Here is an 18090-nt window from a genome sequence, read left to right as displayed (position 1 = left end):
GAAGTCTTACGGCCGCTGGCCTGCTCAAAAGGGCTTGTTGCTCGTGCCAAGGAGCGGTCCGAACGGAATGACCGCGAAGATACCGGCCTCCACGCCGTCGCTCGGTCGCCTCGCCTGCGCTGGGTCGAATAGGTTGTCGGGATGAACGAAATACTGGACGGTCGGGTTAAGCCTGAGCCATGGCACCGGAGCAAAAGCACCGACAACCTCGAAGACGAACCCGTTCCGGCTCTGCTTTGGGCCCGGGCCCGCGAAGATGTCTTGAATCGAGCTCTCGTAATTGGCCTCGATGGCGCTCAATCTCTGGTAATGCACTTGCAGGCCTAGAGCGTCAAATTGGCGGCCAGGAATCAGGCCGGTGAAGTTCACGCCGGCGATCGCGTCCATGTCGATGGGCTGGGGCTTGTCCACCGAGGCATCGATCGAGCCATAGAGCGCGATATTGGCGGGCGGCCCATAGGCCGGTTTCGCACCCCGCCAGAGCACCTGCTGTCCCTGAAAGAACAGGACACCGCCGCCCGGATAATCGGTTGCCTCGTTCTGGGGCGTGGCGAGGACAGCCGCTCCCCTCACGTTGGCCACTCCGGTCCTCGTATTCCACTCCGCTCCAAGTTCGAAGTTTGCCGGATACGCCGCATTGCTGAATTCACTGCGGTAGCCGACCTCGCCGATGATCTGAGCACCAGCCGCCCCGTCGTCACCGAAGTTGTCCGGGTTGTAGACAGCTCGGAAGTAGTTGTCCTCGAATGAGCCGCCCTGCACATACCAGCTCGGTGTAAAATGATAGGTGGCGCGCCCCCCCCCAGACCGGAAACGGGTACGAGTTGAAGTCGCCATCGACGCTTAACGTGCTGGAGGCGTTTGTAAAAATGTCCAGGCCGTTGCCTAGCAAAAAGTAATGGTAGAGGTTGGTTCTGCCGACCTCAACCGATAGCTTATCATCGAGCAGCTTCTGTTCGTAGGTCAGGGAGGTGAGCGCGACGGGAGTAGTGCTTGGCGCCGGCGTGGTCTGGTAACCCGTCAAGAACCCGCCAACGTCCGTAATGATGTTGGGAATGTTGCTGCGCAGGCCGAACACCGTGACCTGTACATGAACGTTGCCGCCGGATATGCCGGCGATCCTGCCAAGGTCCAGATCGACCGCCGGAGCGATGAACCCGAGATTATAGGTCTGTCCGGTGATGTTGCCGGCCGACGGGTTGGCAAGGAAATGGTCGACAGCAAGCCCATGAATGTCGATGCCGTCACCGAGCAGTGTTTGGCCGAAAGCCGGAAAGAGGCCCGATAGTGGCGGTCCTGAAATTGGTAGTGGCGGCTGCTGCAGTGACAGATCTCCGGTCGTGTTGTTGCTCGGATTGGTCGAGATTCCGGAGGCACTCCCAATATTCCCCGGAGACGCCAATGTGGCCGGGGCAACTGGACTCAAACCGGAGGTATTTCCGGCGCTCTGCGCAAAGGCGTATTCGGTAGTAGTTGGCAGCCCGGCGATGAGAATAGCCGGCGCCAGGGTAAGCCAGACCTTACACGGCATTGTATGTTTCCCCCGTTACCTTAGGCGATCTGATGCCGCCTTGGGTTTTACTTCTTCGTGGTCTTCGTCCGATGTGTTATGCTTCAGTTTGCGTCAAAAAGCCTGTCACGCTCCTCCGAGTCCTCGTCGCTGATGCCTCCCCCGATGCCAACATCGACCTAACCGGGCCCGGCTTTGACTGAGGGATTGAGACGAGGTTTCCAATAGCAGTGACTTGAACTCAATCTCGGTGAGACGCCCCCGCATGTCGTTCCGCAGATGCCGCCCGGTGAGCCAGAGCCGATCTTGCCCCGCGGCGTCTGCGGCCCGCGGACTGACGTGCGCCGTGCAGCGCAACGAGCGGCCGTCTGCTAACCGAGCGATCACCGCATATCGCCCCTGACGCGGGCGCAGGTAGCCCTGCATGCCGACGGAGGCGAGCAACGGTCCCCCTTGCATGTCTATCTGACCATGCAACTGAAGGGCTCCGCGAATGGTGAACGGGCGGGACAGTAACGCCTGTACTGTGGAACAGTCGCCCAGCCGCAGGGCGTCTCGAATACGCGTCGATGAGATCCGAACGTCTCCAAAAGAAATCGAGTCTATTGCTTCGTAGGCGATCCCCTGTTGAGCAGCGAGCCTGGCGAACATTTGCACCGTGCCGGCACGCCCGCGACCGAAGCTGAAACCGTCTCCTGTCACCACACCGCCCGCACGGGCAAGATAGCCCTGGATGAATCGCTCCGGACTGACACTGGCGAGGTCACTACCGAAGCGGAACAACATCATGGCGTCCGCGCCCGCCTTGGCGAACAGGCGCTGCCGCTGATCGAGCGTGGTGAGATGGAATGGCTCGATGTCGGGTGAGAAGTGCCGTATCGGATGGGGATCGAACGTTGCAACGATGGCGGCCACGCCTCGGTCACGTGCCATCTCGACAGCCCGACTGACAACCGCTTGGTGACCGATGTGAAATCCATCAAAATTGCCGAGAGCGATCACCGCACCTTGGAGCTCCGGCGGCAACGGCCTGCCATCCTCGACCCGAGGAATATGATGGTCCATGAGGGCAACGGGGGTCCCGACCGTCGCGCCGGGCCATTCACAGGTTGCAAGCATATCGGATCCGTCGCTCAGCCGGGTCTTCGATGGAGCATCGTACTGGCGTGAGCGAATACGATTTGTCACCTGATGTGCCGTCATCACTCTGCCCTTGCTAAACCCGGTCAGGCTGCAAAGCAGCCCTCACCGGGTCCCTGTCTCGATCAGGCTCCAGGCTTCTTCTCGAAGGCCATGAAGTTACCGAAAGGCGGCCTACCAGAGAGGACGCGACCGTAGTTCTCGGCACACGTCTCGTAGTTGAACTGCGCGTGCACGGTCGCGACGCGGATATCCCGGGCGTAGCGCTGCATCGGGTTCGCCTCATGGATCGTCGATGCGCCGCTGCCCCGGTGGAGGCTTTCAACGGCCTCGGCGCAGCTCCGCACGGAGGACGCGACGTCGAACTTGAGCTTGGCCTGGAACAGGTCGTCGCAGGGTTCGCCAGCGGCAGCCCGGCGGTCAAGCTCTTCGCAATCAGCCGTCAGGAGCCGCTCAGCCGCATCGATGCGCGACGTTGCCTCGGCCAGCTGGAAGTGCGTGACGGCTGCCTCCGCCTGCACGCGGTAGTCGGTCGCGACGATCCCACGCTTGTCCATGCGCGCCCTGAAATAATCAAGCGCGCCCTTGGCAATGCCGAGCGGGGTCGAACCGGATAGGATGGTCGTGTAGGCGATGAACTGGTTGCGATACAGCACCTGTCCAAGCGGCGGCTCTGACGCCCACTTGCCCACGGCCGCATCCTTGATGCTGAGTGTCCGATAGGCGGGAACGAACACATCGGCGCCAATCTGGACCGTGTTGCTGCCGCTGGCCTTCATGCCGCTGACCGCCCAATCGTCGAGGACTTCGAGATCAGCCGCGGGGACCAGAAGGATGATCACGTCCGGTGTTCCATCTGGCGCCTCGGTCATGGCGCCCAGGATCGACCACGCCGTATGCCGGCAGCCGCTGCAGAAGGGCCACCGGCCGCTCAGCATATAGCCACCCTGCACGCGGCGGGCGCGGCCTGGCCCATGCGCGGAGATGACGCCGGAGACCAGCGGGCCGACCCAGTCTGCTCCGTACACCTCCTCGCGGGCCTGCTCGGAGAACATCGCGATCCATCGGACATGCGTGGTGGTGACCCAGCTCACCCACCCGGTTGAACCGGCGATCTTGCCGACAGCGGTGTAAACCCGCCGCTGCTCGGCCGTGGACAATGCCAGTCCGCCATACTCGAAGGGGGTGCTGATGCGAAACACGCCGATCTCGTCGAGCTTGGTCACGGACTCTTCGCTGAGACGCCCCGCCTTCTCTTCGGCCAGGCATCCCGGCTGCAACTCGGCGACCAGGCGCTCGATCTGCTGCAGCATGGCATCCACGGAGAAATCGCTTCCCGGCATGCGCGTAATTCTCGTCAGTGATCCCATCTTTCTCTCTCCTTCGTCTCGACATGGTGCTCTGGCTCGGCTCAGCCGCGAGACAGCCGATCACCGAAAACCCTGGCTGGATTGGCGCTCAGCACGGCTGCCATCTGCAGGTCGTTCAGCCCGGCCTGCCGCATGAAGCGAGATGTTACATCCGGCGCAAGGGCCGGCGCATCGCTGCCGAACAACAGCCGGTCGATCCCGAAGGCTGCCTGCGCGGCTGCAAGAGCTGCCGGGTCAGGCAGGAAATTCGTGTCATAGCTGAACCGCTGCAGCTCCTCGATAAGGGAGCCAGCCCTGTCGGTAGTGGACAATATCGAGGGGCCTTTCCAGCGGCCCGCGATCCAACTGACCCGTTGTACCAGGGACGGCAACGCGCCGCCCAACAACCCGAGGATCACCCGCAGCCGGTGGTGGGTGCGGCAAAGGGCAACAAGCCGCAGCGCCGCTGTCGCGAGTTCAGCGGCGCTGCCGATGGTGACCGCGATCACAGCATCGTCCATGCCGGAGAGGCCGGGCTCGCACCCCATCATGACCCCGCCGGGATGGACGTAGATCACTGCCTCGCGCCGGTCGAGCTCGGCCCACATTTCCGAGAAACTGGGATCGTCGAGGGCGCGGCCCAACACCGAACACCCAAGGTGGATGCCGGCAAAGCCCAGTTCATCGAGGCATCGCACCGCTTCGGCTGCTGCCACCTCGGTATGCGGAAGCGGCACGCTGCCGAATGCCGCGAAACGGCCGGCATACCGGTCGACAATGTCGCGGTAGTGGTTGTTCACCTCCCGCGCGGCCGCCGCTGCGAGTTCCGGATGGCGGAGATATGGACTGTTCGGGCCGGTGCTGAGGAGCTGAACGTCGATGCCCGCTGTGTCCTGCGCTTCGACCATCTTCTGGAGGGTCGTGTCGTCCTGGGGGGCGCCGAAAGTCGGTCCGTCACCCTGCAGTAGCATCTCCATGTAGGCGGCTGGAACATGATGAGCATGGACGTCTACGCGCATCTGTTCCTCCTGAGACAGAGGCACGTCGACCGGAGTGTCGAAGCTTGCGAGGTCATGATTGCGAGCGCTCGATCTCGTGTCGCCGGAGGGCAAGCCGCGGAAACAGGATTTCGGCGTTGGCGCGGTTGATCGCAGTATGTGCCGCCTCATCGAGGCCGGCGAAGCGATCCAGATTGTTCGTGAAGTACCCGATTGTCTTGCCGGAAGCGTAAGGACTGTCGGAGCCGAACAGCACGTGGCCGGGGCGAACGAAGGCGCCCAGGCTTGGCAGTGCAGTCGGGCTGCCGGACAGCGCCGTATCGAAGTAGAACGACGACAAGTCCTCGAGCATTGCGACCCGGTCGACCGCTGGATCGACGACATTGGCCAGGGTCGCGATGCGATGTGCCGCGTAGGGCAGGAAGCCGCCCGCATGGGACAGGATGAACCGGATGTTGGGGTAGCGGCGCGTAACGCCCTGCAGCACGAGGTTTATCGCCGAACGCGTGGTGTCCAGTAGGAAGTCGGCCAGTGATGGGTGGAGACCCGGGACCGGCCGCCCCTCCAGGTGTGCCGGATGGATGGAGACGATGGCTGAACGCCGGCCCAGCTCCGCCATGACCGGCTCGAACTTCGGATCGCCAAGATAGGTCCCCCGCGTGTTTGCAAGCAGCACGACCCCGTCGGTCGACAACTGGTCATAGGCGTAGGCGATCGCTTCCAGGGATCCCTCGATATCGGGCAGAGGCACAGACGCAAACATGCCGAAGCGGTCCGGGCGGCGCTGCACCATACCCGCAATCCGTTCATTGATCCGCCTGGTGAGTTCACGCGCTTCGAGATCGTCCCCAAGGTGCGGACCTGGCGTCGACAACGACAGGAGACCGGTGGCGATTCCGAAATCGTCCATCATCGCCAACGCACCTGCTTCGCTCCACTCGAAGGGAGCCCATCCCGCCATACCGTGGCGGCCCAGCGCCTCGCGGAACTCGGGCGGGATCAGATGTTGATGGACATCGATGCGCGCCAGGTCGTTCATTACAGACCTCTTCCCCTGAAAGAACGCCCACGACGACGTCCACCAAGCACCAGCACCTGGCTCGAGACAAATCCGGCGCGGCAGATTGGCTCTTTCGAGCGATCCGTCATGGGCCGGCTCGGCCGCTCAGAACATCATCTGCTGCGGATCGCGCTCGAGCCCGAACTGCATCCGGCCCCAGGCCGCCATGCTTGTCTCCGGGTTGAGGCTGACATGGCTGGATGCGAAATGCACGTCGCGCCACGCCCGCTGAATGCTGCTTGTCGAGGCAAAACCGGCCGCGCCGGAGATCTTCATGATCGTGTCGATCGCCTCCACGATCAGTTCCGATGCACGCGCCTGGTCACGATAGCAACGTGCGCGTAGCTCCTCGGGGACAGGCTCGGCCATCTCCCCCACCTCGGCCGAGCGGATCATGAGCATCTCTGCCGCATCCAGGCTGGCCGCCGCCCTTGCGATATTTACCTGCTGGCTGGTGTACTTGGCTACCGGCGCGCCGAACAAGCTCACGCGGTCGGCGGTCCAGCGCCGATACTCCTCCAATGCGCCGCGCGTAGAACCCAGCATCGGCGACAGGAACGTCAGCGTCGCATAGGTGATCCAGGGCGAGTTGAACATTGGCGTCTTGTGCAGCGCTGCGCCTGGGGTTCTCTGGTCGCGCATGTCGGTGACCTTGAGTGTGTGTTCGTGGGGGACGAACACATCCTTTACGATCACCGTATTGCTGCCGGTGCCGCGCATGCCGACCGTGTGCCACGTGTCGCGTATCTCGAATGCCTTCTCCGGCACCAGAAACAACGTCCAATCCGGTGGGCCGTCGTGACGCGGCACCATGCCTGCAACCACCACACGCGAGCAGTGATTGATCCCGCTCAGATACGGGATCTCGCAGGAAATTCGGTAGCCGCCTTCGACAGGACCGACCTTGGACGTCGGCGTGAAAGTACAGGCCATCGCCACGTCCGGGCCATGGCGCCACACCTCCGCCTGCGCCGGTTCCGGAAACTGGGCCAGGTAGTGCGGGTGGTGCATGATCATGCAGGCGCACCAGGCGTGGGCCGCATCGGCCTTGGCGATCTCTGTCGAGATCTCGACCCAGGCGCGCAGGCCCATCTCCCACCCGCCGAACTGCTTCGGCATGAGGACCCGGGCCAGCCCGATGTCCAGGAACTCCTGAGCAGACTCAGGCGGGATCGAGCGGTTCTCTTCCGTGCGGCCGGCACGTTCGCGGATGGCCGGCATCAGCGCCTGAACCCGCTGCATGACCTCGCCTAGGGTCGGCTTGTGCTCTAGCGGCGTGATGCTATCGAGCATCGCTGTCTCCTTTCGACATGCTGCGAACCTGGGTCATTTAGTGGAAGCTGTTACCTTGGAAGCCCATCGCGACGCGGCCGCGGCTGGTGTAGGCATCGGCCCGGTCCACGCCGATATGCACGCCCGTTGCATGGATATCGCGGAACACCTGCTGCATCGGGTGTGTCTCGAACAATGCCATGGCTCCCGAGCTGGTAAACAACTGGTCGCTCAATTCGATGGACGATCGGCCGATGTAGCCGCGCCACGAAAACCATTGCGCGCGAAGTTCGTCGCTGATCACCCAGTCCTCACCACGGATCGCACGGTCCCAACCGTCCTGCGCGTACTTCTGCGCCAAGGCCCAGGTCGCATCCCACTGAGTCGCCGCCTCGGCCAGGATCAGTTGCGGCGCTGGCGCTTCCTTGGCCGGGGCGTTGCGCTCGTATGGACGCACCCGCGCCTTGGTCCACACGGTGAACTCGTCCACCATGCGCTGGGCGAGGCCCGTCGAGGGCGTCAGGATCGCCAGACCCTGCATCGTCATCAGCGGCACGCGCCACAGCGGGCCGTCCTCCGTCACCTTGCTCCGGCCTGGACCCGCAATGCGGCCCATCGCAAAGGCTCGGTGGTTGGGTACGAAAGCCTTTTGTATCGAAACCGTCCGACTTGCCGTACCGCGCAGGCCCATCGTGTTCCAGTCGTCGATGATGACGCACTCCGACTTCGGCAAGAAAAACATGATGTGTTCCGGATGCTCGCCGTCTGGCGCCACGGCGATGCCGCCAACCGCCACCCAGGACGACCATTCGATACCACTGCAGAACCGCCAGTTGCCGTTCACGACATAACCGTCAGCGACCCGGTCGATCTGGCCCACCACGGCATAGGAGTCGCAAACCATGGCATGCAAGTCATTGCCCCACACCTCTTTTTGCAGCTCTTCCGAGGCAAAGCTCATGTACCACTCGTGGAAGCCCAACACGCTGAACAGCCAGCCGAGGGCGCCCGACCCGCGCGCAATCTCGCGCCCGACATCGAGGAAGGTCATCGGGTCGGCTTCCGGTCCACCCCAGCGCTTGTGACGGCAAAGTCTCATCAGCTTGCTCGCCCGTAGCGCGTCGATGACCTCATCCGGCAGACGCCGGTCCCGTTCAGTCTCGGCGCGACGGCTCCACGCGAACTCGCTGACGACGCGGGCCTTCTCAAGCAGGTCTTCGCGGTCCAGATCTGTGCTGATCGGGCTAAGGCTGTTCATTGCGGTTACTCCGATGTCCGAGAGCTGATGTGGCTTCGGATGCGTTAGGTGCGAAATCCCCGAGTCGTTCCTGCGGCCTGCCTTTACGCCCAACCCGGAGCGCGAAAGTCTTCTACAGGAAGCGTACGGTGGTAGGCGCGCTGAAAGAAAATCAGAGGCCGGGTCGCCCGTGCGACCACGAGCTCGTGGGGCGAGGCGAGGACGATCGTGTGATCGCCAGCCTCGACCTCTCGATCGAGAGTACAGGCGGCCCAGGCGAGGCAGCCATGGATCACTCGGTCGTCTCCCTCTCCGAACGCCACATTGCGGAACTTGTCGGGCGACCATCCCGCCAGTTTCTGGCTCAACGACCGTTGGTCGCTTGCTAGAATATTGGCGGTGAAGCGCCCTTCGGCTTTGACAGCCAGCCATGATCGGGAATTCCTGGTCACCATGAAACTGACGAGTGGAGGGTCAAGCGATACGGAAGAAAACGTCCCAACGATGAGCCCGACCGGGCCTTCCGGTCCCCGCGCCACGATGGCCGTCACGCCAGTCGGCAATTGCCCGAAGAATTCACGATAGCGTTGGGGATCCAAGGTGATCACTTTCCGGGCCAAAGACTGCCGACGTGGCCGCCTAACTCGACTGGCCCTCCCGTTTCGATGAGCTGCTGCGCATAGGAGGCAAAGGCCGTGTCATCGACGACCGCATGTGTTGCGGCCACGCTCATGTCGCGCAGGAGCTTCTCAAAGACGTTGGGTTGGCGTAGGCCGGCGGAGCCGGATCGATGGAACGCCATTTGCACGCACTCGAGCGCAACTTGCGTCGCATGCACAGCCAGGGCACGTGGCCGGTAACGGTCGTCATGCGACCATCCCAGCTTCTCCCCAATGGCCAGCGCATCGACCCGCTCGTAGAATGCGTAAGCCAACGCCTCGATGGCCTGGAGCGAGACGACCAACTGCCCGAATCGTCCCTGCACCATCTCGCGGTCAGCGACATGGCGGGCCCCTGACGCAGTGGTCAGCACCATACGCAACTCGCGCAATGCCCGGCACCCCAGGCCCAGCGCGAATGCCAGATGCTCATAGCTTTCGACATGATCGAAATCGACGAGGTCATACCGGCGCACGCCGCGAAGCTGTCCATACGGGTTCTCCTCCCGGCCGGTGAGCTCCGTCGGCAGGAAGTAACCGTCGAGCTTGAAGTCGTTTGATCCCGTCCCGGCCAGTCCAACTACATTCCACGACTCAACCAGCGTGACGTCGCCAGCAGGGATAGCCAAGGGTAGCACCCGGGAGGGATCCCGCTCGACCAGGGCGGTCGCGTGGACCCAGCGCGCATGGTGGATGGAGCTTGCCAGCCGCCAGGTGCCAGTCAGGAGAAACCCTCCCTCAACCGGCACCGCAGAACCGCCGGGGCCGGCAACGATGGAACACGTCGGCACGCCATCTACAAAGATCCGCTTGATCGCGGCCGGAGGCATCGTCCCTCCAAGCACGGCAACCGCGTTATTTGCCACCATCGTGCACCAAGCACTGGATGCATCTTCGGCGGCCAACCTGGCCAATACCCGGATCTGAAGAACGATCGGTAACTCTAGGCCGCCTAGCTCCCGGCAAAGCCGCATGCTCCACAGTCCACTTGAGCGAAGCGCGTCAACCGAAGCACCTACAAGCTTCCCTTGCAGGTCGGACTGTGCAGCACCAAAGCGCAAGGTTTCCGCGATTACTGCGACTCTCGCCAGAATGTCGTTGTCCGAAGTCCCACTATACATCTCAGGCATCTACTTAGGCGAGGCTGCAGGCACACGATAAGATAGTCTTCGCAGCGGACGCTGCTGAAGCTTTATACTTGTTGGTCGCCACTTGAACCTCCGCTTTCCCTTGAGACTTTTTTGCGCTTTAGAAGCAGTCATCAAAACCGTACGGCACGGTTTTGATAGGCGGCTTGGTTTTGTGAGTCAAGCACAACCGAAAGTATGCTCCGGCGCGATCGGGGCTTCGTGATTGGATGCCGAGCCGATGGCCGCGGATGCCCAGGCGCATGGATATTATAACGCGTCGGCGTCAAGCCGTTTTGCAGTGCAGCATTTGATAGCCGTTTGGCTCTGCTACCGAATTCCGGCCTTAGCTGCTGACGGATTTTGGCCCTCCTCCGTCCCTCGACCTACCGTCATCCTGCTTCAGCCAGAAGCCTCGAAGCGGATTGGGCATCCAGAGCGGAATTGCTCGAGCAGCTTCGTCAGGAGGATGAGTTCGGTGTCGGCACGGTCGCCGGCGTGGCGGCTAAGTTCGGCGTGCAGCGGCGGATGGTGCGCCAGGCGATTGCTGGGGCCCTACCGCCGGTCCGTCGCTAGCCGCTGCGGGCGCAGCCGAAGCTGGGTCTGGTCGCGGCATCATCGACCAGATGCTTAACGAGGAACGCGCGCGCCCCGCGAGCACGAAGCGGTCATCGTCGCCTTCCGGCGACAAACGCTGCTTCCACTCGACGACTGCCTGTATGCCTTGCTGGCCACGATCCCGCACCTGACACGCTCGTCCCTGCAACGCTGCCTGCAGCGCCACGTCTGGCGGTCTCTTGCCGCCAAACCCGCTTGCCCGAGGTGGAGCGCGACAAGCCGGTCAAGCGCAAGTTCAAGGGCTATCCCATCGGCTACATCCACATCGATATCGCCGAGGCGCAAACCGCTGAAGGCAGGCTCTACCTCTTTGTCGCGATCGACCGCACCAGCAAGTTCGCCGTGACGCAGCTCGTCACAAGGACCGGCAGGTCCTCAGCATCCGCCTTCCTGACTCAGGTGATGAGCGCGATCCCATACAAGATCCACACCGTGCTGACCGATAACGGCATCCGATTCACAATCCCAACGCGCTATGCCGACGGCCCGACAGCTCGATACATGACCCACATGTTCGACATGTGATGCCGCGAAGACAGTAACTCTGAGGCAGACTACATCAAGGGTAATCGGACAACCGTAGCCCAGCTTCTAAATGAGCTTTCGAGCCGGGAGCGAGCCTCGCTCCTGGTCTGGCGGAGGCCGAGCTTCGATGGGCTCTTTGGGTGCGTCTGGCTCGAACCCGAGGATTACGGCGTCTGGTTTCTCAGCTCGCTGACAGTCGATCCCCGAGAACAAAATGCGGGGCTTGGACGGAAGCTGCTGACCGCCTCTGAGGCGCGGGCACAGTGATCGGCTTCGCCGCCGTGCAGATGGCGCTCATGCGTGGAGCGCGGGTGATCGTAGCCGCGGGAGACACTTTCGCCGGCCGGCTCCGCGCTCGGCGCCAAGGTAACGCCGTATGGAGATGGCATGGTCGAGCTGGTGCTTGAGATCGGCGGGGGCGCGCTGGACCTGATCCTGGATGCCGGCCCGATCAGCGACGTGCTGCCCGACCTCGTCACGATCGCCGGTGGCGATGGGCGCCGCGTGCTCACGGTCAGCAATCACGGTCCCGCCGCCGAGGAGCTGGGAGCGCGCAACAGCTTCGAAAGCGAGCTGCGGTACAATGTGCTTGGCGATTTCGCGAAGCTCGCGGCCGAGGGGCGGTTCGCCGTGCCAGTCGCGCGCACGTTTCTCCTTGAGGAGTGGCGCGAGGCGCTCGACCTCGGCCTGAGCGGGCACGCCCACGGCAAACTGATCCTATTCCCCGCGGGCGCAACCGCCAGAGGTTGAGATCGCTCGGCGGGAGTTAGCCGGTCCGGTCACGGGTGGTTTAGCCGACAGCTCAGCGCGGCCTCAGATATTGCCGAGAGCGGACCATCCGCCTGCCCTATTCAGCCCACCCGATCACGTCATTGCCGCCAAACACCATGCGACGGATCATTGGCGAGGTCAGTCCCACGCTGAACCCCGGCGCCGATGCGCTTACCTCATTGAGGCGTGTCATTTGAACTTCGCTCAACTCTATCTCGGTCGAGGCGATGTTGCTGGCTAACTGGGGCAGCTTGCTCGCGCCGATGATGGTGGCGGTGATGCCGGGACGTGCCATGACCCAGGCCAATGCGACCTGCGCCGCCGGGCGGTCGAGGTCAGCGGCGACGGCCTTCAGCACGTCCAGCACGTCCCAGTTCCGGTCGACGAACTTGCTGTTGCCGAACGGGTTCGCGCCGCTCAGCCGGCCGGAGCCGCTGGTGTCCTCGCGCCGATATTTTCCGGTGAGGAAACCGCCCGCCAGCGGGCTCCAGGGCATCACGCCCATGCCTGACTCGCGCGCGGCCGGGATATGCTCGCCCTCGACATCGCGCGCGACCAGCGAATACTCGACCTGAATTGCGATCGGGCCCGGAATGCGCCGCTCGGCGGCGATTGTCGCGGCCTTGATCGCCAGCCACGCGGGCATGTCAGAGAAGGCGTAGTAGCGGATCTTGCCTACCCGGACGAGGTCGCCCAGCGTCTGCACGATCTCTTCGACCGGCGTCACGCCGTCCCAGATGTGCATCCAGTACAGGTCGATGTAGTCGGTATCGAGGCGCTTCAGCGACGCCTCCAGTGCGCGATGGATGTTCTTCGCGCCCGCGCCGCCCGCGTTTGGGTTGCCACCGCCGGCCTGCGTCGCGGTCAGCGGGCTGGCCGAGCCGTTGAAGGCGAACTTGGTCGCCAGCACCACCTCGTCACGCGAGCCGGTTTCTCTGATGAACCGGCCGACGAGGATTTCGCTTGCGCCTCCCGAGTAGATGTCGGCCGTATCGACGAAATTGCCGCCGGCGTCTCGGTAGGCGTCGAAGATCGCGCGCGACGTCGCGTCATCGGCGCCCCATTCTCCCGGCCCGAAGGTCATCGTTCCGAGCGCGACGGGGCTGACCACCAGGCCCGAGCGACCGAGCGTGCGAAATTTCGTAAGTGACATTAGGTTCCCGGACTTCCGTAATGGATGCTATGGAAGAAATGGCTCGTTATGGCCACCAAGTCAATCTGTTCCTTAGCGGTCATTATGGAAGTCTCCATGCACGCCCCACCTCGCCGGACCGGCCGGCCACTCTCCTTCGACCGGGACGTCGCGTTGCGGCAGGCTATGCTGACCTTCTGGCGTCACGGCTACGAGACAACCTCGGTGGCCGAGCTGATTGCCGCGATGGGGGTCAGCGCCCCTAGCCTGTACACCGCCTTCGGGGACAAAAAGCAGCTTTTCCTTGAAGCCATGCGGCTTTATGCGGGCGACCCGGAGGACGTGGGGCGCGCGATCGACGACGCGCCGACAGCCTATCAGGCCGCGCGCGACCTGATGACCGCCGCCGTGGAAACCTATACTGGCGAGGCCACCCCTAGGGGCTGCTTGCTCGCGAGCGCGACCGCGAGCGGGTCGGCGGACTCCGCCGATGTGCAGGAGGCTGTGGCCAACGTGCGCCGCGGTGTCGATGGCCGGCTAAGGACACGCATCGAACGCGACATCCAACACGGCGTGTTGCCGCTCGGAACGCAAGCTGCCGCGTTGGCAGGGCTGGTGTTGGCGGTCATGCAGGGCATGTCCGTGCTCGCGCGCGATGGCGCGACGCAGGGGTCGCTACTGGCCATCGTGCAGGCTGCGCTACGCGCCTGGCCGGCTATGGTGACGTCCACGTTGTCGCCTGACAGCCTGATCGTGTCTGCCTGACCTTCGTGCGATGGACAGGCGCAGCCAGCCAACTCACCCAGCCGCTTGCCGTCGGTTGTCCACCTGCCCAGCCGCTCAAAGCGCAGTGTAGCCGCCGTCGGCCATGACGAGCGCTCCGGTGATGAAACTCGACGCAGGTGACGCAAGGAACGCGATCACCTCGGCGATCTCCATCGCTTGTGCGATCCGGCCAATCGGGTGGACGCTGCCGTAGCTGGCCAGCGTCGCCCGGCTGTCATCAACGATGCCCTCGAGGATGTCGGTTTCGACCACCCCCGCGGCCACGGCGTTGGCGCGCACGCCACGGCCGCCATACTCGACGGCAATGACTTTGGTGAGCTGGGCGATGGCGCCCTTGGAGGCGGCGTAGGCGGCAGTGTCCTTCATGGCCACCACGCTCACGATCGAGGCAACGCTGACAATAGTGCCGCCGCCGTGCTCGACCATCACGCGTAGCGCCTCGCGCGCATGCAGAAAGTTGCCGCGGGCGTTCACGGCCATGATGTTGTCCCAATCGGCAACGCTCGTTTCGACGAGCGGCTTGTTCATGGTCCGCCCGGCGTTGTTGACGAGGATATCGAGGCTGCCGAAGCGTTCACGCGCCAACGCCACGGTGCGTCGCGCCGTATCCTCCTCCGAGATGTCGCCCGTGACCGTGGCGACCTCGTCCGTCGCCAAGTCGCACACGGCCTGGCTCAGGTCGCTCGCCACCACTCTGGCGCCGCGCGCGCGGAGGATGCCGACCGCCTCCCGGCCGATCCCCCGCGCGGCACCTGTGACGATCGCTACCTTGCCCGCCAGGCTCCAGCTCTCCGGTAACGTCATTATGTGTCCCTTACGCCTGTGCCGGAAAATCGGTGCTACGGGTCACCTCTTCCCAACGATCCAGCTCCTCGATCACCGCATCCTCCTTCTCGCGGACCCGGCGCAGCGCGTCCGAGCCGAGGAGGAGATGCAGGGGCGGAGCCTCCGCATCGACTGCGGCCAGGATAGCCCTGGCCCCGCGCGCCGGGTCACCGATCTGTCTGCTTTTGATCTCGGCGAGGTGGGCAAGCGCTCGGCCGACCGTCCCGGCATAGGCGTCCCCAGTTCCCGAGCTTCTCCGGATCGAGTGATCGGACAAGAAGTCGGTACGAAAGCCGCCCGGCGCTACGGCCGTCACCTTGATGCCAAGGGGCCCGATTTCCTGCGACAAGCTCCGCGACAGGCCTTCCATGGCCGATTTGGCGGCGGCGTAGACGCCGGAACTGGCCATCGGCGCCCGGCCGGCGATCGAAGTGACGTTGAGGATATGGCCGTTCCCCTGCGTGCGCAGCCGGGGCAAGGCCGCCCGGATCAGCCGGATCGGCCCGAACACGTTGACCTCGAAGAGATGATCGATCTCGGCGTCGGTCGCCTCCTCGACGGCTCCGAGAAGGCCATAGCCTGCGTTGTTGACGATAACGTCGATGCGACCGCCCAACTCGAAGGCACGCGCCATGACGGGCTCGGCCGCTCCCCTTTCGGCGATATCGAGAGGCAGGACGTGGAGCTTGCCCATGCCTGTATCCAGGTCGACCGCGCCGTCGCGCACAGTGCCGATGACGGTATCGCCGCGATCGAGTGCCGCTTGGGCGAGCGCCTGCCCGAGGCCGCGCGAGATTCCAGTGATGAGCCAGGTTTTCATGACACTCTTCTTGGTTGGAGGTCCACTTCGCACTGGCCGGGCACGTTCAGAATACCCGGCTAGCTAACGGGACTTGTAAGTCGCGCTACATAATGCTTTTTCTGCCGCGATGCTCTCTACCAGCGATTTCGGCCAGCTTCGCGCCTTCGTTGCCGTCGGCGAGGAACTCAGCTTCAGCCGCGCCGCCGCTGCCCTTGGCGTTTCTCCCTCGGCACTCAGCCAGATGGTGCGCGGCTTCGAGGAGCGCGTCGGCCTGCGATTGCTCAACCGAACTACCCGCAGCGTGTCCTTGACGGAAGCCGGCGAGACTTTGCTGCAGCGCGTGCGCCCGGCTGTCGTCGATCTCGGCGCGGCGGTTGAACAGGTCAGGCAATCACGGGAGCGGCCTGCCGGGCGCGTGCGTGTCCACTGCTTCCGGGTCGCGGCGAACCTGTTCCTGACGCCGATGCTGCGATCGTTCACCGACATCTACCCCGATATCGTGCTCGACATCACGCTCGATGATGCCGTCGTGGACATGGTGAGGGGCGGCTACGACGCTGCGATCCGCGTGGGCGAGGTCATCGAGCGCGACATGATCGCAGTGCGCCTCGGCCCCGATCTTCGCCAGATCGTGGTCGCCTCGCCCGACTACCTAGCGCGGCACGGTGCGCCGACCGATCCAGCGGACCTCAAGCATCATCGCTGCATACGCTGGCACTGGCCCGGTCACGCGACGCCGTACGACTGGGAGTTCTGGGACGGCGAACGCTGGTTCGATGTGGCGGTCGATGGGCCGCTCATCGTCAACAGCCGCGACCTGGAGCGGCAGGCGGCAGTGACGGGTGTAGGACTGGCCTTCGTGGTGGAGCAGATGGTGACGCCGCTGATCGGCGAGGGACGGTTGATCCCGCTCTTGCAGAAGTGGTCTGCGCCGTTTCCCGGCTTCTTCTTGTGCTACCCCGAGCAACGGCAGATGGCCCCCGCATTGAGAGCATTCATCAATCAAGTTCGAGGTTTTGCTGCGGCAGGCACTAAGAACGTAGGCAGCTCCAGATCTGAACACGCAAGCTAAAGTGCACGTTTAGGCTTCGTTGCTACCCCATGCTGGCGAATTCCGTAGAAGCCCGTTCCGTCGCATAATGGCCAAGGAACATGGCCACGGCCGAGTCTACGACGTGCGCCGTCTGTTGCGGTGAGGGTCGGCCAAGGCGCAGGCGGCACCGATAGTAGATGCTGGTCTGCACAAGCGTGAAAAACTGATCGGCCGCGAACTCCGCGTCTTGCACGGCTAAGTCGCCGGCCTCCGTCCGTGCCATGAGCCAGCCAGACAAGTGCGTGATCGCCTGCTGCGGCCCTGCCGCGTAGAACGACTCTGCCAGCTCGGGGAAGGCCTCGGCCTCGGACGTCACGACCCTGTCGATCATCAAGCAGACCGGGGAGGTGATCAGTTCGACCATTCCGATCCCGATGGTGCGGAGCGTCTGAGCCGTATCCCCAGACGGCATCTGTCCATCGTCGAAATGCTGCGCCAGCATCTGAGCGCATTCGCGCTGGACGAAGGCGCCGAACAGCTCGGCCTTGCTGCGGTAGTGGTTATAGACGGTGGATTTCGACACCCCGGCGGCGTGGGTGATCGCCGACATGCTCGCACCCTCATAGCCGTGCTCGGCAAAGGCGTCCCGCGCGCTGTTTAGAATGGATTCGCGCTTCTCGGCTGTCAGGGCGGCAGGCGTCGGCATCTTCAGCTCCGGCCGTCCATGTGCGGCCACCCTTGAAACTATGGCACGGCGCACGAGTTTACCAGACACCGGACCGAACGGTCCGGTCTGGTGTGCCCGTAATCTTTCGGCATACCTTTGTCAGGAGAAGGCCATGCCGCAGTTCGACGCGACCATCAAGCACCTCAGGGAGGGCATCAAAAGCATGACCGTGAGTGCCGCGGTCAAGAACATCGAGGGCTGGGAGGCGACGCTGGAGAAGGTCGAGGAGCCAGCCGCCAAGACCATCGTCAAGGATCTGGAAAGCCTCAAGAAGCACCTGCACGCCAAGGAGCTGGACAGCGAGGCGATCCGCAAGCTGGTGGTCAAGCTCGGCAAGGAGACGGCCTCGATCGGCAAGAAGACCGATGGCAAGAACGCCAACAAGATCCAGGCGCTCGGCGAAGCCCTCGGCCACGCGGCCGCGAGCGCAAGCGCGGCATAGCCAGGTCCCGACCTCCTCGGATGAGATCTGGGCGGGGGAGGCCGTGAAACCCGGCCACCCCGTTCTCTCATCGGCAA

General features: G+C 63.5%; 19 protein-coding genes and 1 pseudogene. 6 read left to right on the top strand and 14 right to left on the bottom strand.

Annotated features, from left to right (window positions below; all coding sequences use genetic code 11):
• Positions 1-24 precede the first annotated feature (24 nt).
• The 10 genes from ACQY4O_RS00240 to ACQY4O_RS00195 all read right to left on the bottom strand — a co-directional run bounded on the left by ACQY4O_RS00240 (position 25) and on the right by ACQY4O_RS00195 (position 10355).
• Positions 25-762: a carbohydrate porin gene (locus ACQY4O_RS00240; protein WP_428374254.1), complete on the bottom strand. Its 738-nt coding sequence runs from the start codon at positions 760-762 to the stop codon at positions 25-27.
• Positions 698-1531, bottom strand: a complete 834-nt coding sequence (locus ACQY4O_RS00235; protein WP_428374253.1) for a carbohydrate porin — start codon at positions 1529-1531, stop codon at positions 698-700. The genes ACQY4O_RS00240 and ACQY4O_RS00235 overlap by 65 nt, the downstream gene beginning before the upstream one ends.
• Before the next feature lie 105 nt (positions 1532-1636).
• Positions 1637-2713, bottom strand: coding sequence for a hypothetical protein (locus tag ACQY4O_RS00230; RefSeq protein WP_428374252.1), 1077 nt, complete (start codon positions 2711-2713; stop codon positions 1637-1639).
• A 62-nt stretch (positions 2714-2775) separates the two neighbouring features.
• Positions 2776-4020, bottom strand: coding sequence for an acyl-CoA dehydrogenase family protein (locus tag ACQY4O_RS00225; protein WP_428374251.1), 1245 nt, complete (start codon positions 4018-4020; stop codon positions 2776-2778).
• Positions 4021-4061: 41 nt separating this feature from the next.
• A complete protein-coding gene (locus ACQY4O_RS00220; protein WP_428374250.1) occupies positions 4062-5018 on the bottom strand; it encodes an amidohydrolase family protein in 957 nt (318 codons plus the stop codon).
• 52 nt (positions 5019-5070) lie between these two features.
• Positions 5071-6036, bottom strand: a complete 966-nt coding sequence (locus ACQY4O_RS00215; RefSeq protein ID WP_428374249.1) for an amidohydrolase family protein — start codon at positions 6034-6036, stop codon at positions 5071-5073.
• Between the two features lie 126 nt (positions 6037-6162).
• On the bottom strand, positions 6163-7350 hold the full coding sequence (locus ACQY4O_RS00210) for an acyl-CoA dehydrogenase family protein (RefSeq protein ID WP_428374248.1): 1188 nt from the start codon (positions 7348-7350) through the stop codon (positions 6163-6165).
• Positions 7351-7387: 37 nt separating this feature from the next.
• Positions 7388-8587: an acyl-CoA dehydrogenase family protein gene (locus ACQY4O_RS00205; RefSeq protein WP_428374247.1), complete on the bottom strand. Its 1200-nt coding sequence runs from the start codon at positions 8585-8587 to the stop codon at positions 7388-7390.
• Positions 8588-8670: 83 nt separating this feature from the next.
• Positions 8671-9174, bottom strand: coding sequence for a flavin reductase family protein (locus ACQY4O_RS00200; protein ID WP_428374246.1), 504 nt, complete (start codon positions 9172-9174; stop codon positions 8671-8673).
• On the bottom strand, positions 9171-10355 hold the full coding sequence (locus ACQY4O_RS00195) for a hypothetical protein (protein ID WP_428374245.1): 1185 nt from the start codon (positions 10353-10355) through the stop codon (positions 9171-9173). The genes ACQY4O_RS00200 and ACQY4O_RS00195 overlap by 4 nt, the downstream gene beginning before the upstream one ends.
• A gap of 631 nt (positions 10356-10986) precedes the next feature.
• Here ACQY4O_RS00195 and ACQY4O_RS00190 point away from each other — a divergent pair.
• From ACQY4O_RS00190 to ACQY4O_RS00180, 3 genes and pseudogenes are all read left to right on the top strand, one after another.
• Positions 10987-11432: pseudogene (locus tag ACQY4O_RS00190) on the top strand (IS481 family transposase); the annotation flags it as partial.
• Between the two features lie 96 nt (positions 11433-11528).
• The gene (locus ACQY4O_RS00185) at positions 11529-11762 is read left to right on the top strand and encodes a GNAT family N-acetyltransferase (RefSeq protein ID WP_428378056.1); all 234 of its coding nucleotides are present in this window, start codon (positions 11529-11531) and stop codon (positions 11760-11762) included.
• A 120-nt stretch (positions 11763-11882) separates the two neighbouring features.
• Entirely contained in the window at positions 11883-12245 is a 363-nt protein-coding gene (locus ACQY4O_RS00180) for a zinc-binding dehydrogenase (RefSeq protein WP_428374244.1), read from the top strand.
• A gap of 97 nt (positions 12246-12342) precedes the next feature.
• Here the strand turns inward: ACQY4O_RS00180 and ACQY4O_RS00175 are convergent, their stop codons facing one another.
• Positions 12343-13419, bottom strand: coding sequence for an aldo/keto reductase (locus tag ACQY4O_RS00175; RefSeq protein ID WP_428374243.1), 1077 nt, complete (start codon positions 13417-13419; stop codon positions 12343-12345).
• Between the two features lie 165 nt (positions 13420-13584).
• Here ACQY4O_RS00175 and ACQY4O_RS00170 point away from each other — a divergent pair, with 165 nt between their 5' ends.
• Positions 13585-14163: a TetR/AcrR family transcriptional regulator gene (locus ACQY4O_RS00170; RefSeq protein WP_428374242.1), complete on the top strand. Its 579-nt coding sequence runs from the start codon at positions 13585-13587 to the stop codon at positions 14161-14163.
• A gap of 75 nt (positions 14164-14238) precedes the next feature.
• On the opposite strand, the gene ACQY4O_RS00165 is transcribed toward ACQY4O_RS00170, so the two are convergent.
• Together ACQY4O_RS00165 and ACQY4O_RS00160 are read right to left on the bottom strand one after the other, a co-directional pair.
• Positions 14239-14988, bottom strand: coding sequence for an SDR family NAD(P)-dependent oxidoreductase (locus ACQY4O_RS00165; protein ID WP_428374241.1), 750 nt, complete (start codon positions 14986-14988; stop codon positions 14239-14241).
• A 10-nt stretch (positions 14989-14998) separates the two neighbouring features.
• On the bottom strand, positions 14999-15829 hold the full coding sequence (locus ACQY4O_RS00160) for an oxidoreductase (protein WP_428374240.1): 831 nt from the start codon (positions 15827-15829) through the stop codon (positions 14999-15001).
• A gap of 109 nt (positions 15830-15938) precedes the next feature.
• Between ACQY4O_RS00160 and ACQY4O_RS00155 the strand changes: the two genes are divergently transcribed.
• A complete protein-coding gene (locus ACQY4O_RS00155; protein WP_428374239.1) occupies positions 15939-16883 on the top strand; it encodes a LysR family transcriptional regulator in 945 nt (314 codons plus the stop codon).
• A 22-nt stretch (positions 16884-16905) separates the two neighbouring features.
• Here ACQY4O_RS00155 and ACQY4O_RS00150 read toward each other — a convergent pair whose 3' ends face one another.
• Positions 16906-17550, bottom strand: coding sequence for a TetR/AcrR family transcriptional regulator (locus ACQY4O_RS00150; protein ID WP_428374238.1), 645 nt, complete (start codon positions 17548-17550; stop codon positions 16906-16908).
• A 133-nt stretch (positions 17551-17683) separates the two neighbouring features.
• On the opposite strand from ACQY4O_RS00150, the gene ACQY4O_RS00145 reads away from it, so the two are divergent.
• The gene (locus ACQY4O_RS00145) at positions 17684-18013 is read left to right on the top strand and encodes a hypothetical protein (RefSeq protein ID WP_428374237.1); all 330 of its coding nucleotides are present in this window, start codon (positions 17684-17686) and stop codon (positions 18011-18013) included.
• Positions 18014-18090 lie beyond the last annotated feature (77 nt).

The sequence above is a fragment of the Lichenicoccus sp. genome (genome assembly GCF_965277665.1).
Classification (GTDB): domain Bacteria; phylum Pseudomonadota; class Alphaproteobacteria; order Acetobacterales; family Acetobacteraceae; genus Lichenicoccus.
The sequence above is the reverse complement of the archived record's forward strand: the minus strand, read 5'-3'. Positions and strand labels throughout refer to the sequence as shown.